This is a genomic window from Thalassotalea fonticola, from assembly GCF_032911225.1.
Taxonomy (GTDB): domain Bacteria; phylum Pseudomonadota; class Gammaproteobacteria; order Enterobacterales; family Alteromonadaceae; genus Thalassotalea_A; species Thalassotalea_A fonticola.
The window spans coordinates 4358772-4374303 of sequence record NZ_CP136600.1 but is presented as its reverse complement, the minus strand read 5'-3'; the positions used below and the strand labels follow the sequence as shown (position 1 = coordinate 4374303).

The window sequence follows — 15532 nt, the reverse complement described above, 5'->3', positions numbered from 1 at the left end:
GCTTAAAAACTCAATAAAATGAAACAAATAACGGTCGCACATGAAATGTGCGACCGTTAATAATTTTAGCAAACTGTCAGAAAGACGATAGATTAATTATCGCCTTCTAACTTTACTCGGCACTAGCCTTAATGATTTCTGGTGTTTTAATCACTTCTAAATCACCATCACGGCTTTGTACATATAACAAGCCTTCATGCACAACAGGTGTTACGTAAATACCGCTTGAATCAACGTGATGACGGGCAACAATAGTGCCGTCCTCTTTGCTTATCCAATGTAAATAACCTTCAAAATCACCAACAACCACGTAATCACCAACGCTTGCGGCACCAGTGGTACCACGGTTCGTCAGTGCTAGATTACTCCATAATTCCATACCAGAATTACGATTAATCGCATACAAGTGACCTTGTATGTCTGTAGCAAAAATTTGGTTACCTGAAATTGTTAATTTACGGTAAGACGAGTACTTGCGCTTCCATACTTCTCGACCACTACGAAGATCGATTGCCGCTAAATTACCGTTTGCAGATATCGCGAAAACTTTATCACCAAAAATAACTGGAGTTACATCAACATCGACTATGCGTTGTAATTCAGTAGAGCCACTAGGCTCGCCAATTTCTTTCGTCCAACCTTGTTGGCCATTTTCAATAATGAATACACCAATTTCGCCAGATGCTAAACCAACAAACACACCACCCGAATTAATAGCTACGCCACTAACACCACGTAATGACAACGGAGGTACCGATTGCTCTGCTTTCCATACTTCTTCACCGGTTGTTACATCTAACGCAACTAAGGCGCCAGAGGCGGTATTGATGATTACTAAGTTACTATCAAATTCAGGTTTTGAAATAACTTCACCTGGAACCTTAACTTGCCACTCTAGCTCGCCAGTTTCAGCATTTAAGGCAAACACGTCGCCATTTTCACTACCCCAAACAACTTTGTTGTAGCCTGTAGATGCGCCGCCAGCAATACGAGCTGATACGCGATCATCGAAGAAACTACGTTCATCGTTAACATCACTTAAGTCAATAGACCATAGCTCGTCACCTGTTGCTAAATCAAGCGCATAGGCATCACCTAATCGGTCTGCAGTGAACACTTTGCCATAGGCAATTGTAGGAGATAAGCGTGAGAAATAGTGTTCTACACCATCGCCAATACCTTCATCCCAAATAACTTCAGGTTCAAACTGCTCTTCAATTTCAGTTAATTCGGCAAAGGCCGGTAACTCTTCTTCATCATCATCAGATGAACAAGCAACTAAAGCGCTAGAAAGTAGTAAAGCGGTTAAAATTCGTTTGTTAAAAAATGTCACAAAACTCTCCATTAACCGGCTACGTTAACCGCTAAATCATCCAATTTAATTTGTAATGTTGGGTTAGCTTGTAAACCACCAGCATCGGCTGCGGCTTGATAAGCTGCACGAGCAAGCTCAGTGTTACCTTGTTTAAGGTAAGTGTCGCCTTTGATCTCTTCAATGCTTGCCTTAAATGTTGTAGGCATAGTTTGCGCTAAGGTAGCTAGTGCATTATCAAATGCTTCAAGTTGCACTTGTACACGAGCTAACCGCAAGTAAGCAATAGCTTTAATGTTTTCACTGGCGGCAAGTTCAACAGCTTTGTTTAACTGAGCTTCAGCACCAGTAAAATCTTTATGTTCAACAGCATCCTTGGCTAATGCGAATGCAGCAAATGCTGAATAAGCAGTAGATGAGTTAGCATCAATAAATGCTTGGGTATTTGCTCTGAAATCGGTTTCTTTACTTTCAAAGGCTTCCATAGTCTGTTGAAATTGGTATGAAGCAACTTGCTGTGCTTCAACCACGCTGTCTTGGTAGTAGTTCCAACCAATAAAACCACCTAAACCAATAACTAAACCAGCAATTAATGAATTACCATTTTCTTTCCAATAGCCTTTGATTGCTTCTACTTGTTGCTCTTCAGTTTGATAAGTTTCCACTGTTCTACCCTTAAATTAATTCTTCTAATAGCTGTGCAACATTATTAAATGGCACAGTTTGCTGTTCTTTACTTTCACGCAAATATTTTATCGTAGCTTGCTGTTGTTCTATTTCAGAGTCGCCTAAAATAATTGCAACCTGTGCACCCGATTTATCTGCACGTTTCATTTGTTTATTAAATTTACCGCCACCACAATGACTTTGAATACGGATGCCAGGCACCTCATCACGCCATTGTTCGGCTAATGCTACTCCAGCAAGCTCCGCATTTTCACCAACCATAGCGACATAAACATCTGTGGTTGCGCGGATATTAGCTAGTTTATCTAACTCAGTGAGCATTAACACTAAACGCTCAATACCCATGGCAAACCCCACAGCTGGCGTTGCTTTTCCGCCTAACTGCTCAACTAAGCCATCGTAACGACCACCAGCACAAACAGTACCCTGTGCGCCTAAGCTATCAGTTACCCATTCAAACACAGTGCGATTGTAGTAGTCTAAGCCACGAACCAAGCGCTCATTGATATTGTATTTAATACCAGCAGCGTCTAAACGCTGGCATAAATTGGCAAAATGTTCAGTTGACTCTGTATCTAAATATTCAGATAACTTAGGTGCATCAACTAACAGCGCTTGTACGTCTTTATTTTTACTATCCAACACCCGTAGCGGGTTTGCATGCATACGGCGTTTAGAATCTTCATCTAATTTATCTTCATGTATCGTTAAAAATTTAACTAGTGCATCACGATAATCAGCTCGCGCTTGATTTGATCCTAACGAATTCAACTCTAGTGTGACAAATTCATTGATGCCAAGTTCCCGCCAAAGTCTGGCACTTAACATAATAACTTCTGCATCGATATCAGGCGTTGCAATACCAAAGCTTTCAATACCAAACTGATGGAACTGGCGGTAACGACCTTTTTGCGGACGTTCATGGCGGAACATTGGCCCCATATACCATAATCGCTGTTCTTGGTTGTAAAGCAAACCATGTTGATTACCAGCACGTACACAACTTGCGGTACCTTCTGGACGTAATGTCAGGCTATCGCCATTTCTGTCGTCAAAGGTATACATTTCCTTTTCAACAATATCAGTTACTTCGCCAATACCGCGTTTAAAAAGGTTGGTTGATTCAACAACCGGCATACGAATTTCTGCATAACCATAATTACCGGCAACACGACGCATTGCGTCTTCTACCATTTGCCACTTATTGGTTTCACCGGGCAAACAGTCATTCATACCACGAATTGCTTGAATCGCTTTACTCACTTTTGATGCTCTCATCAGTATTGCCATTAGTATTTACACCATTGGCAATTTATTAAATTAAAGGCGGCATTATAGGGTAAAAGTGCTCATTCTTACAACACATTACGCTATTATTACTCTCAGGTAGTTCGCCTATTTACACTTCTTTAACGTCTATTTTATTATTTGCGTCTAAAAGGCTGGCACGAGCTCGAATTTTTTGCTCAAGCGTATCAACAATATTGTCATTATCAATCCGTTCGCGTTGACGTTCACCGTCTAGATAAAAGCCACTTTTACGAGCACTACCGGTTAAACCAAGATCTGAAACCGTTGCTTCACCTGGGCCATTAACTACACAACCGATAATCGATACATCCATAGGGGTGATTAAATCTTCTAATCGCTCTTCTAGTGCATTAACGGTTGAAATAACATCAAACTCTTGACGAGAACAACTTGGGCAAGCAATAAAGTTGATACCCCGGCTACGCAGTCGTAATGATTTTAGAATATCAAAACCAACTTTGATTTCTTCAACCGGGTCTGCTGCTAAAGAAACACGCAAGGTATCACCTATACCTTCAGCCAATAACATTCCCATACCTACGGACGACTTAACGGCACCAGAGCGAAATCCGCCAGCTTCAGTAATGCCTAAATGTAATGGATTATTTATTTGTTTGGCCAGTAAACGGTAAGCACCAACGGCTAAGAATACATCCGAAGCTTTTACACTCACCTTGAATTGATCAAAGTTAAGTCGGTCAAGAATATCAACATGTCTAAGTGCTGACTCCAGCAACGCTTCAGGGTTAGGCTCTTTGTATTTCTCTTGCAGGTCTTTTTCTAAAGAACCACCATTGACGCCAATTCTAATTGGAATATTTTTATCGCGCGCGGCTTCTACAACTGAGCGAATTCTATTTTCATTACCAATATTACCAGGATTAATACGCAAGCAATCAACGCCATATTCAGCCACTTTTAAAGCGATTCGGTAGTCAAAATGAATATCAGCAACTAGCGGTACTTTCACTTGCTGTTTAATTAATTTAAATGCCTCTGCGGCATCCATAGTTGGCACGCTCACCCGAACGATGTCAGCGCCAACATTCTCTAGGGCACGAATTTGCGCAACGGTTGCGTCAACATCTGTAGTTAAGGTGTTAGTCATCGACTGCACGGTAATTGGCGCATCACCACCTACAGGTACATTGCCGACCATTATCTGGGTAGATTTACGGCGCTTTATTGGGGTTTCACTAAACATAATTACTCAATAATTTAGCCAAGTTTACTTGACATAATTTCATCTATTTATAACAAAGACTGTCAATGTTTTTTGCTATGACTTGGGCCAAGTAAATTTGGCAATTTGACCTTGCTGGAATTGGTTCATATCAATAGCTACTTCATTATAATCTATTGAAACCAATTCTGGTTTTCCTAAGGTAATTGAAAAAGGAGCCTTGCCGTTCAAGGTCATAATGTAATCCGCTTTTTTAATGCCCCATGCTAAACGTTCACCATCAGCATCAAAGATATTTACCCAGCAATCACCTGAAAATTGAAACACTAATTGTTCTAATTGACTGACTTGTTCAGTTACTGGTGCAGTTACTGCCACACTTGGTAGTGTTTCTATTTTACTCACTTCAACCGATTCTGTATCAGAATTTTGAGGTTCAACGTTATTAGCCATATGTTGTTCAAAGGCTTTATCTGCAGGTTCTTCTTCAGTTAATTCACTGGTATTTGTCGCTGCAGCATCAGTGGCTACTTGTGGAACTTCTATCTTAGAGGGAGTGGAGGTTTGTGTTTGCTCAGGAATATTTTCCACAACTTCTTGGGCAGTAACATTAGACTCTTGCCACCACCAAACAATAAATAACGCGACTAAAGCAAAGCCAATAAAATAAATAGTCATCATTAAACGATTATTTTCAGCTTTTTTGCGAGTGCTTTGCGAGAAACTTTTCATCTCGCCGCCCTGCTTTTCGGCTACAGCTAACATTTCATAACTGGCAATAATATCAGCTTGACTAACACCAACAAATCTAGCGTAGTTTTTTAAATACCCACGTAGAAATGTTGACGGGATATTAGCATCAAACTGTTCGTTTTCAATATCGGCAATTAGTGCAAGGCGAAGGTTTAAATGTTCAGCAACTTCTGCTTCAGATAGCCCCAGCGCAGTACGAGCATCACGCAACATCTGGCCTGGCCCTATAACAACAATATCATCGCTGATATCAATAGGTTCTTGGTTGTCACTCATATTCAGTCTAATTATGGTTTCGTTAATCTAAGCACTTGGCCAACTTGAATAGTCTCTTTTTTAAGATCATTCCAGCGACGAATAGTACTAATGGTTATGTTATATTTTACTGATATTTGATATAAATTCTCACCCTTTTGTACCGTATGGACAGGGTTATCTAAATCAGCAATTCTAATACTCTGTTGTGCTACCGGCACAGGTGTTTGAGCTTTGGTTGCACTGTTTAATTTAGGCTTAGCACTTACCACCACAGTTTTAACCGGTGTTGATTTGATCGGTGCTGCGGCTTTAGGCGCATTGGTTACCGATGGAGAAGCGGGCTGTGATTGTCCTGCTTTAGGTGCCATCTGAGCATCAATTTGGCTATTCTTTGCAATACTTTGACCCGTTTGCTGAGCGATAGTTGCATCATCAACTAACTTTTCATTAACTACGGTAATTGTCGGCGCACTTCGTTTAAAACCGTCAGCGTTAAGGTTATTCGGTTTTGCTTTATTGACTACAACGATAGGCTTTTTATTTATCTTAACACCTGAATTTATAAGCTTATATTTTCGGTATTTAAGTGCCAACTCATCCGCTTCTATTTGTACTAATTCATTATCTAAATATTCTTTAGCCTGGCTTGAATCAGGGAACATTTTCAGTAGCATAGTGGCGTAATTGTTAGACACTTCTTCATTACCCAGTTTTTTCTGAACTTTAAATGCCAGGGCAATTGCTTGCGGGGTAAACCGCCTTGTTGCTAATTCGAAGCGGCTCAGGTAATTAGAACTTTTTTCATAACTGCCTTTTGCGTATTGCAGTTGCGCCATTTGCATTAAACTTGATGGGCTATTAGGGCTATGCGCAATACTACGCTTTAACGCGTGTTCAGCTTTACTGTATTGATCAACTTTCAAATGACAAAGAGCAATGTTTTCATAACTTTCTGAAACACGAATATAGGTCGGGACTTCAATGGCTTTTAAAAAGTATTTTTCTGCTTCGTTTACTCGGTTTTGACGACATAAGAACACGCCAAAGTTATTCAGAGTATCAGCATCCTCATCTTCTAATGACAGTGCTTCTAAATATGACTGTTCAGTTTTTTCAAACTCACCGACACTTTCATAATAATGAGCAAAAGCGGTGTAAACATCGACAAGATTTGGTGAGAATTGTTTGGCTTTTTCTAGGTTATACTTGGCTTGTGCGGTATTCCCCATTTTTAAATAGCCTAAAGCTAAAGAAATACGAGTTCGAGCTTTTTGATCGTCATTGAAATCACGCTCGACAACCGGTTTATCTTCAGAAAAGTTTTGAGTAACACAGGCACTAAGCCCAGCAAGGGCTATAAAAATAAATGCTATCTTCCCTGAATTTTGTACTAATTTTCGCATACGGCAACTCACTGGTATATTTGTTATTGTTATAAAGCGGGTGACACTTAACATCAGTGTACCCTGCTATTAAACCTATTACACCATTTTCAAAGAAATTTCGTCAGCTTGCAGTTGTTTTTTAACGCTGCGTTTAGTTCGATCAAATACATCACCGGCCAATTGACCACAAGCGGCGTCAATATCCTCACCACGAGGGCGACGAGTGATAACAGTAAGCCCATAACTTTGTAGCACTTTATCAAACCTGTCGATACGAGAATTGCTCGGTCTTGAGTAAGGTGACCCTGGATATGGGTTAAACGGAATAAGGTTAATCTTACTTGGTGTGCCTTCAAGCACTTTCGCCAACTCATGTGCTTGCTCGGTTGAATCATTAACGTGATCTAACATTACATATTCAACAGTCACTTGTTTATTGGCTTTTGAACCATCAATATAACGTCGGCTCGCTTCTAAAAAGTCTTCTAATGGATATTTTTTATTGATTGGCACTAACACATCACGTAATGCATTATCAGGAGCATGAACAGAAATAGCTAAGGCACAGTCAATTTTTTCTTTAAGCATATCTAATGCAGGAACAACACCCGAAGTGCTTACTGTTACGCGACGCTTCGATAAACCATAACCTAAGTCATTTAAAAACGTATCTAATGACGGGATAAGGTTTTTCATATTAAGCAGAGGTTCACCCATGCCCATCATTACAATGTTGGTGATAGGACGAGTACCGGCGATACGAGTTGCACCAATATCATTAGCTACACGCCAAACTTGGCCGATAATTTCAGAAACATTCAAGTTACGGTTAAAGCCTTGTGTTGCTGTTGCACAAAACGTACATTCCAGCGCACAACCGACTTGTGAAGAAACACATAAAGTAGCGCGCTCCTTTTCCGGGATCCATACCGTTTCAACTTCTTGACCACCTTCAAGTAATAATGCGTACTTTATAGTGCCATCTTCAGAAACTTGCTTTTCTGAAATGGTTGGTGCTTTGATTTCACATATTCGGGCAAGTTTTTGCTTCAATGCTTTGTTCAGGTTAGTCATTTGCTCAAAATCTTCGTAACCAAAATGGTAAATCCACTTCATTACCTGATCGGCACGAAAAGCTTTTTCGCCAATTGATTCGAAAAATTCGCGCATCATCTGATGATCAAAATTTAGTAAGTTAACCTTTTTAACAGCATTGTCGGTCATGTAAATCTCTTCACTTAATATTTCAAGGGTGCAAATTGTACACTTTTCGAGCAAATGAAACAATTTAGCTTTGTTATGATTTTGTTAAGGCTGGTTACAAACAGGCCTTAAAACAACAAAAGGATTTTACCTTAAACAGTAAAATCCTTTTGTGGAACAAGCACAGTTGATAAACCTAGTGCTTTACTCCTAGTTCAGTGCTCGTTTAAATTAACGAGTGCGTGAACAAACTTCTTCATCAGAGAAGAAGTAAGCAATTTCACGTGCAGCAGATTCTAAAGCATCTGAACCGTGACATGCGTTTTCGTCGATTGACTCAGCGAAATCGTGACGTAAAGTACCTGCTAAAGCTTCAGCAGGGTTAGTAGCGCCCATGATTTCACGGTTTTTAAGAACAGCGTTTTCGCCTTCTAAAACTTGAACCATAACAGGACCAGAAGTCATGAAGTCAACTAAAGCACCAAAGAAAGGACGCTCAGAGTGTTCTGCGTAGAAACCTTCAGCTTTTTCACGGCTTAAGTGCATCATTTTAGCTGCAACGATCTTAAGACCAGCTGATTCAAAACGGTTGTAGATAGAACCAATTACGTTTTTAGCAACTGCGTCTGGTTTTACGATAGAAAAAGTACGTTCGATAGCCATGATAAGCCCTCAATTAATATATATGTCAAAAATTGGCGCGATTATAGAGTAAATAGAAACAAATTACATTAATTAATTTGTTGTAAAATTGTTATGCTTAACTGCTCATAAATGAAACAATGCTATTGAAAAGTCAATAAATCAGGTATGCAAACTGAAAGTTTATTTAAACATGGCTAAACTAAAAAACAAAAAAATAAAGATTAAACGTCAAAATATGTATAAAAACAATAAATTATTAAAAACTTCATTTTTATATACCGGTTTAGTATTCATTCTATATGCTTGTGCTCAAGAGCCTGAACAGCCAGAAATTAAAACAGACATTCAAGTATTATTAGCAGATATTGATCCTTCTGACGTGCAACAACAATTGGATAAAATTCAAATAAAAGAGAGCGAATTACCAACAAGCAATAATTTTCCGCCAGTTCCAATTAATAATGATATCGCTTCAAATAATAGTAATACTAATGATCCAGTTAAACTGGAATTCAATATTAACCAGGAAATCTGTCGCGATAGCATGGTCACTTACAAAGTTGCCGATGAATCGGGGTACATAAATTCACATACAGCTAAAGCTCAAGCCCAAGCTGTAATTATTAAGGTTAATAATAAACAAATAAAATTAATGATCAGTGGCTGGTATAGCCGTAATAAAAATTTATTTAATTGGCAGCCTTATTTAAAACAACAACCTGTAATGGGCTTGATGAAATTAGAAAAAGGTAAAGTTTACTGGGATGACAAAGCTAACTGGTACTTATGCAGCTTTGATGCTGGGGAAATGATTTAAGAACAATTTGCATTCCCCCCTCTTTACAAACTTAAGGGCGTTTTCAACATGGAAGCTGTATATGCCATGTTCACAAGGAGCAGTAATGGCCCATGACAGTTTTATCTCATCATCCCTGTAGTAAACAGAATATACACCGTCCTTGGCATTTTTAAGTTAATTCATCCTTGAATTGAAAATTCTATGGGTTTATTAAGCGACTCTGGCTGTCGCCATTTGAGGTTCAACAGATAATTGAATTTCACCCTCTGACTTTGCCACAATAGTGTTAATTGCAGTATCACCAACAACATTAGCCGTTGTACAGAACATGTCACAAATACGGTCAACCGCTGCAACAATGGCTAATGCTTCAACCGGTAAACCGAATGTGTGCAAACAAATACCGATTGAAACGATACCACCACCAGGAACTCCACCGGCACCTATTGAAAGTAATAATACGGTGAATGCCAATGGTAGCATTTGTTCTGGGCTCATTGGCATGCCATAAGCATTGGCCACAAACATTGTTGCAATCGTCGTGTAAATAGCAGCACCAGACATGTTCATGGTAGCGCCAAGTGGCACACCAAAACCAGCAACAGATTTAGACACACCTAACTTTTCAACAACCGTACGTAACGTTACAGGTATTGTGGCGTTTGAAGAAGCACTTGATAATGAAAACATGATTTGCTCACGAGTGTGCTTGATAAACGTTAGTGGTTTAATACCTGTAGACAAATATACAACTGTTGGGTAAACAACCATAAACATAAAGATAAATGATGCTACAACCAGTGCAATATAACCGGCAACTGCGAACATTTTACTTGAATCCAGTGTTGCACCTAATGAAATCATTAGAAAAAACACACCGTATGGCGCAAGTGACATAACTAACGTAATTAGTTTCATCATGACTTCATTAGCCATTTTAAAGGTACGAATCGCTGGACCGCCGCGTTTATCGAGTGCTTGAATAGCAATACCGGTCATGATGGCCATAAAGATGATTTGTAGCATATCGCCTTTCGCAAATGCTTCAAACGGGTTTGATGGGATAATATTAATCACCATTTGCCACATATTAGGCGTTTCTGTAGCGGCAAGTGTTACGGATTCTGCCATTGCGCCTAAGTTAACACCGACACCTGGTTTTAACCAAGTTACAACGGCGATAGTACCGGCAATCGCTAACATGGTATTTATAATATATAAACCAAACGTTTTAGTGCCTAAACGACCAAAACTTGATAAATCTTTTAATTCACAAATTCCACAAGTGATAGAAATGAATACTAATGGCACAACGATCAATTTTATCATTGATACAAACATACCACCTAAGCCGCCAGCAGCTTCTGTTGTAAATGAGACCATTGCCCATGATGGTGGGATAACGTACTGAATCATCGAACCTATGATTAAACCAAATATCAAACCAAGAAAAACCTTAGCTGATAATGAATTTTTAATTGCGTTCATTATTTAACTCTACTTCTATATCAACGATTGTGATGAGCAATCATAATGATTTAGTTCATTATCTCTAGTAATAAAGCCCCTACAAAAACAAATCAAAACATCTTGAATACGCTATTTATACAAAACAAAAACAACAACGAACAAAACCAGAAAGAACAGTTACACCTAGCACTAAAAGCGCTTGAATTTGTAATCTGCAGCTGAGCTTTTTTTAGACATTCGTCTATTTAATAGACAGCACGGTATGACCTAAAAAGTAAAATAAATGATATGTATTGAAAAAAACAGTCAAAAAAAATCTATCACAGAAACTTTGTTCTATAGTTAAAAAGGTCCTTCAAACCAAAACTGAATATATTAAAGGTTAATAATAACTTATGAACAATGTTATTGAAGTCGATGCGATAGAGTCATTAATTATCGCTATATTAGTGCTCTTTATTGGGCGTTTCATCAACTACTCAATTAAACCATTACAGCGATTCAATTTTCCTGAGCCTATATTAGGCGGATTAGTTATAGCGATCATTATCACTATATTGCATGCAAGTGGTACAACAATTACTTTTAATTTACCTTTACAAGATACTTTTATGTTGCTGTTTTTTTCAACGGTAGGTTTGTCGGCAAGCTTTAAACTTCTTGCTCAGGGCGGTGCAAAAGTATTTATATTTTTAGGTGTTGCCTCTTTATATATTATTGTCCAAAACGGAGTCGGAGTAGGTCTTGCGTCATTACTAGGGCTTGAACCATTAATGGGATTAATAGCCGGTTCTATTACTTTATCAGGAGGCCATGGTACAGGCGCGGCCTGGGCTGCAACGTTCCAGGAAATGTACGGAATTCAAACATTAGAATTGGCTATGGCTGCAGCAACCTTTGGCTTAGTTATGGGCGGCATAATCGGTGGCCCAGTAGCACAGCGCATTATCGATAAAAATGGTTTGGAGTCTGAATTTGGCAAAGGTGGCCATCACCATGATACTCATCCAGAACTGGTAACTTACAATCAATTAGAAGAAGACAAAGTTACTGCCAAGAAAGTGTCTGAAACATTGTTTATATTACTAATTTGTGTGGGTGGGGCTAAATACTTTAAAGAATTTATTGACGCATTCGAGATAAAATCTTTAATGATCCCAAATTTTGTTTACGCATTATTTATCGGTGTAATCATCACCAACGTCACTGAATCCACTAAAACTTATAAAATTAATAACGAAACAGTCGATATACTAGGTACGGTTTCTTTAGCACTGTTTTTATCTATGGCACTAATGAGCTTAAAGCTTTGGGAAATTTTTGATTTAGCCATTCCGCTACTTATTATTTTAGTATGCCAAACAATTATGCTGGGGCTATTTGCTTACTTTATTACCTATAAATTTATGGGTAAAAACTATGATGCGGCAGTAATGGCCGGTGGCCATTGTGGGTTTGGCATGGGGGCAACCCCAACTGCGGTGATGAACATGGGTACCTTGGTTTCTCGTAATGGACCGTCGCCACAAGCATTTATGGTGGTACCAATTGTTGGTGCATTCTTTATCGATATCGCCAACTTAATAATTCTACAGGGTTATTTAGCGTTTATTGGTTAATCGCTCAAACAAAAAAGACCAGGAGTTAAAGCATCTGGTCTTTCTTTAAACCAATCTAGTCTCTTGGGTCAGTTTCTTTCACCTCTTCACGATTACTATTATTTTTATAGAATTCTAACAATGTTGGGTAAGCGGCAAAATCAACAAGCGGTCTAAAATGTGCCCAATCGATCAAACAATACAAGCAAATACTCGGATAATGCCATTCGTCGAATTCTCCTGCTAAGCATTGCTTTTCAAGCTGAGCAAAAACCATCTCACTGCGTTGGCGCTGCAAATTAAAAAACATTTTATCCTCGCTAGTGTCAATTTCACTACGACTAAGCAAAAACATCGACACTAGCGAATCACTAATTGAATCTATTAAGGTTAAGGTGTTTTCTTGTTGCCAAGTTATCGCTGTTAATTCGAACTTATCAGTAATGTAGCGATGAATCACTCTTGAATCATAAACATTAACCTCACCATCTACTAAAAACGGCACCTTTAAGGTAGGATTTTTTTCGATAAGGACTTTGCGGTCTTCACCGGCAAAAATATCCATCACCACGAAATCAACGGGAATACTGTGCGTAAATAAGCGAATGCGTCGAACGAAAGGAGAAGTTGTTGAACCGTATAAAATCATGATGAACCTTAAAAACAAATGTAAAGGGCATTACTATAGCTATAGTTAAGTCATTATGGCAACATTGCGCCATTAAAAATTAAGAGTAAGGTACATATCAATGAGTGATCTAAATAAAAAAGACAATGACAACGAATTTGAAAATGCAGAATTAGAACGTCAGGAACAACTAGCGCGTGAACGTGTTGGTGATGATAAAGTGGATCAACGTCTTGAGCAGTTAGCGAACTTAACCATGGATGAAACCATGCAACTTAAAGAAAAGGCTGAAGCGGTTAATGCAGAAATTGCTGAAACACTTACGTTAGCTATTGATTCAACTGAGATGCAAGCTGTTGTCCAGCATTACCTCGCCTATACAACATTTGCCTTATCAACATTGCAAAAAAAATCGGTACTGATCAGCAAAGATAAATTTAATGCCATGGCCAACAGTATTGCCAATGATAATGATCAAAAGGTGGCTTTTGATCAGTTTGGTGAAGGTTTAGCCGAGCATTTCAGTAAAGCAATGCAATACTATGCTGAACAAAATTTGAAATAAAAAACAGGGTCAGAGTCAAGTTAATTAAGCCATACATGATAATCTTAAGTTAATTCAGTCCCCCCCCCTTACTAAAAAAGCCTGCTAATGCAGGCTTTTAAAAACTTGACTCTGACCCTAGTTTACTGGTCCTAGTTTAAATTATTCCCACTCGATAGTGGCTGGTGGCTTACCAGAGATATCGTAAACAACACGCGATATGCCATCAATTTCATTAATAATTCGGTTAGATACTAACCCTAAGAAATCGTATGGTAAATGAGACCAGCGAGCAGTCATAAAGTCGATAGTTTCTACACAACGTAAACTCACCACCCAATCGTATTTACGAGCATCACCCATAACACCTACAGATCGTACCGGTAAAAATACTGTGAATGCCTGGCTTACTTTTTTGTATAAGTCGTGTTTATGTAATTCTTCGATGAAAATGTGATCAGCGCGACGTAGTAAGTCTGCATATTCTTTTTTCACTTCACCTAAAATACGAACACCTAAGCCAGGTCCTGGGAATGGATGACGATATAACATGTCATATGGTAAACCTAGTTCTAAGCCAATCTTACGTACTTCATCTTTAAATAATTCACGTAATGGTTCAACTAAACCAAGTTCCATATCTTCAGGCAAACCGCCAACATTATGGTGTGATTTGATCACATGCGCTTTACCGGTAGCTGATGCTGCAGATTCGATAACATCAGGGTAAATTGTACCTTGCGCTAACCATTTAGCATTACTTAATTTGCCCGCTTCTTCGTCAAAAATTTCTACAAAAACATTACCAATAATTTTACGTTTAGCTTCAGGATCGCTTTCGCCTGCCATGCGATCTAAGAATCGATTTTCAGCATCTACATGAATAATATTAAGACCAAAGTGATCACCAAACATATCCATAACTTGTTGGCCTTCGTTTAAGCGAAGTAAACCATTATCAACAAATACACAGGTAAGCTTGTCACCAATTGCGCGATGTAAAAGCATTGCTACAACTGACGAATCAACACCACCGGATAACCCAAGTACCACTTCATCATCGCCAATTTGAGCTTTCATTTTAGCGATAGCATCTTCGATGATTGTTGCTGAGGTCCAAAGCTTTTCACATTGGCAAATATCAACCACAAAATGCTCAAGTAAACGCATACCTTGCTTAGTATGAGTTACTTCCGGGTGGAATTGCACGCCGTAGAATTGCTTCTCTTCGTTCGCCATAGCTGCATATGCACAGCTTGGTGTTTGCGCAATAGTATTAAAGCCTGCAGGAATTGCAGATACCTTATCACCGTGACTCATCCATACATCTAATAATGCATTACCATTAGAGCCAATTGAATCTTCAATATTTTTAAATAAAGCTGACTCGCCTAATACTTCAACTGATGCGTATCCAAACTCTTTATGCTCAGAGCTTTGTACTGCACCGCCAAGTTGTTCGGCCATAGTTTGCATGCCGTAACAAATACCTAAGATAGGTACGCCAGCGTTAAATACGTATTCAGGTGCACGTGGAGAGTTATGCTCTGTAACAGACTCTGGACCACCAGCCAGGATAATACCTGTCGGGTTGAAGCCTTTAATTTGCTCTTCAGTTACATCCCATGCCCAAAGTTCACAGTAAACACCAATTTCACGTACACGACGTGCAATTAACTGAGTGTATTGTGAACCAAAATCTAAAATTAGAATTCGATGATCATGAATATCTTGACTCATTAGTCTTTTCTCTTTG

At 38.8% G+C, this 15532-nt stretch carries 14 protein-coding genes; 3 read left to right on the top strand and 11 right to left on the bottom strand.

Annotated features, from left to right (window positions below; translation table 11 throughout):
• Positions 1 to 112: 112 nt before the first annotated feature.
• From bamB to ndk, 8 genes are all read right to left on the bottom strand, one after another.
• Positions 113 to 1333 (bottom strand): outer membrane protein assembly factor BamB, encoded by a 1221-nt coding sequence (gene bamB, locus RI844_RS17980; RefSeq protein WP_348396022.1) that lies wholly within the window; start codon positions 1331 to 1333, stop codon positions 113 to 115.
• Between the two features lie 11 nt (positions 1334 to 1344).
• The gene (locus RI844_RS17975; protein ID WP_348396021.1) at positions 1345 to 1977 is read right to left on the bottom strand and encodes a YfgM family protein; all 633 of its coding nucleotides are present in this window, start codon (positions 1975 to 1977) and stop codon (positions 1345 to 1347) included.
• Positions 1978 to 1987: 10 nt separating this feature from the next.
• Positions 1988 to 3262 carry a histidine--tRNA ligase gene (hisS, locus tag RI844_RS17970; protein ID WP_348398383.1) on the bottom strand — a complete coding sequence of 425 codons (1275 nt, stop codon included), beginning with the start codon at positions 3260 to 3262 and terminating at the stop codon, positions 1988 to 1990.
• Between the two features lie 136 nt (positions 3263 to 3398).
• Positions 3399 to 4514, bottom strand: a complete 1116-nt coding sequence (gene ispG, locus RI844_RS17965) for a flavodoxin-dependent (E)-4-hydroxy-3-methylbut-2-enyl-diphosphate synthase (RefSeq protein ID WP_348396020.1) — start codon at positions 4512 to 4514, stop codon at positions 3399 to 3401.
• Positions 4515 to 4589: 75 nt separating this feature from the next.
• Complete coding sequence (locus tag RI844_RS17960; RefSeq protein ID WP_348396019.1) at positions 4590 to 5522, bottom strand: RodZ domain-containing protein; 933 nt, start codon at positions 5520 to 5522, stop codon at positions 4590 to 4592.
• A gap of 11 nt (positions 5523 to 5533) precedes the next feature.
• Positions 5534 to 6907: a type IV pilus biogenesis/stability protein PilW gene (pilW, locus tag RI844_RS17955; RefSeq protein ID WP_348396018.1), complete on the bottom strand. Its 1374-nt coding sequence runs from the start codon at positions 6905 to 6907 to the stop codon at positions 5534 to 5536.
• Between the two features lie 78 nt (positions 6908 to 6985).
• Positions 6986 to 8113, bottom strand: a complete 1128-nt coding sequence (locus RI844_RS17950; protein WP_348396017.1) for a bifunctional tRNA (adenosine(37)-C2)-methyltransferase TrmG/ribosomal RNA large subunit methyltransferase RlmN — start codon at positions 8111 to 8113, stop codon at positions 6986 to 6988.
• Between the two features lie 210 nt (positions 8114 to 8323).
• Positions 8324 to 8755, bottom strand: coding sequence for a nucleoside-diphosphate kinase (gene ndk / locus RI844_RS17945; RefSeq protein WP_348390714.1), 432 nt, complete (start codon positions 8753 to 8755; stop codon positions 8324 to 8326).
• 172 nt (positions 8756 to 8927) lie between these two features.
• Between ndk and RI844_RS17940 the strand changes: the two genes are divergently transcribed.
• Positions 8928 to 9554 carry a hypothetical protein gene (locus tag RI844_RS17940; protein ID WP_348396016.1) on the top strand — a complete coding sequence of 209 codons (627 nt, stop codon included), beginning with the start codon at positions 8928 to 8930 and terminating at the stop codon, positions 9552 to 9554.
• A gap of 192 nt (positions 9555 to 9746) precedes the next feature.
• Here the strand turns inward: RI844_RS17940 and RI844_RS17935 are convergent, their stop codons facing one another.
• Complete coding sequence (locus RI844_RS17935; protein ID WP_348398382.1) at positions 9747 to 11015, bottom strand: dicarboxylate/amino acid:cation symporter; 1269 nt, start codon at positions 11013 to 11015, stop codon at positions 9747 to 9749.
• Between the two features lie 386 nt (positions 11016 to 11401).
• On the opposite strand from RI844_RS17935, the gene gltS reads away from it, so the two are divergent.
• Positions 11402 to 12625: a sodium/glutamate symporter gene (gene gltS, locus RI844_RS17930; RefSeq protein ID WP_348396015.1), complete on the top strand. Its 1224-nt coding sequence runs from the start codon at positions 11402 to 11404 to the stop codon at positions 12623 to 12625.
• A 55-nt stretch (positions 12626 to 12680) separates the two neighbouring features.
• On the opposite strand, the gene RI844_RS17925 is transcribed toward gltS, so the two are convergent.
• Positions 12681 to 13253: a glutathione S-transferase family protein gene (locus RI844_RS17925; protein WP_348396014.1), complete on the bottom strand. Its 573-nt coding sequence runs from the start codon at positions 13251 to 13253 to the stop codon at positions 12681 to 12683.
• A gap of 100 nt (positions 13254 to 13353) precedes the next feature.
• Between RI844_RS17925 and RI844_RS17920 the strand changes: the two genes are divergently transcribed.
• Positions 13354 to 13797, top strand: coding sequence for a TipAS antibiotic-recognition domain-containing protein (locus RI844_RS17920; protein WP_348396013.1), 444 nt, complete (start codon positions 13354 to 13356; stop codon positions 13795 to 13797).
• A 141-nt stretch (positions 13798 to 13938) separates the two neighbouring features.
• Here RI844_RS17920 and guaA read toward each other — a convergent pair whose 3' ends face one another.
• Positions 13939 to 15516 (bottom strand): glutamine-hydrolyzing GMP synthase, encoded by a 1578-nt coding sequence (guaA, locus tag RI844_RS17915; RefSeq protein ID WP_348396012.1) that lies wholly within the window; start codon positions 15514 to 15516, stop codon positions 13939 to 13941.
• Between the last annotated feature and the right edge of the window lie 16 nt (positions 15517 to 15532).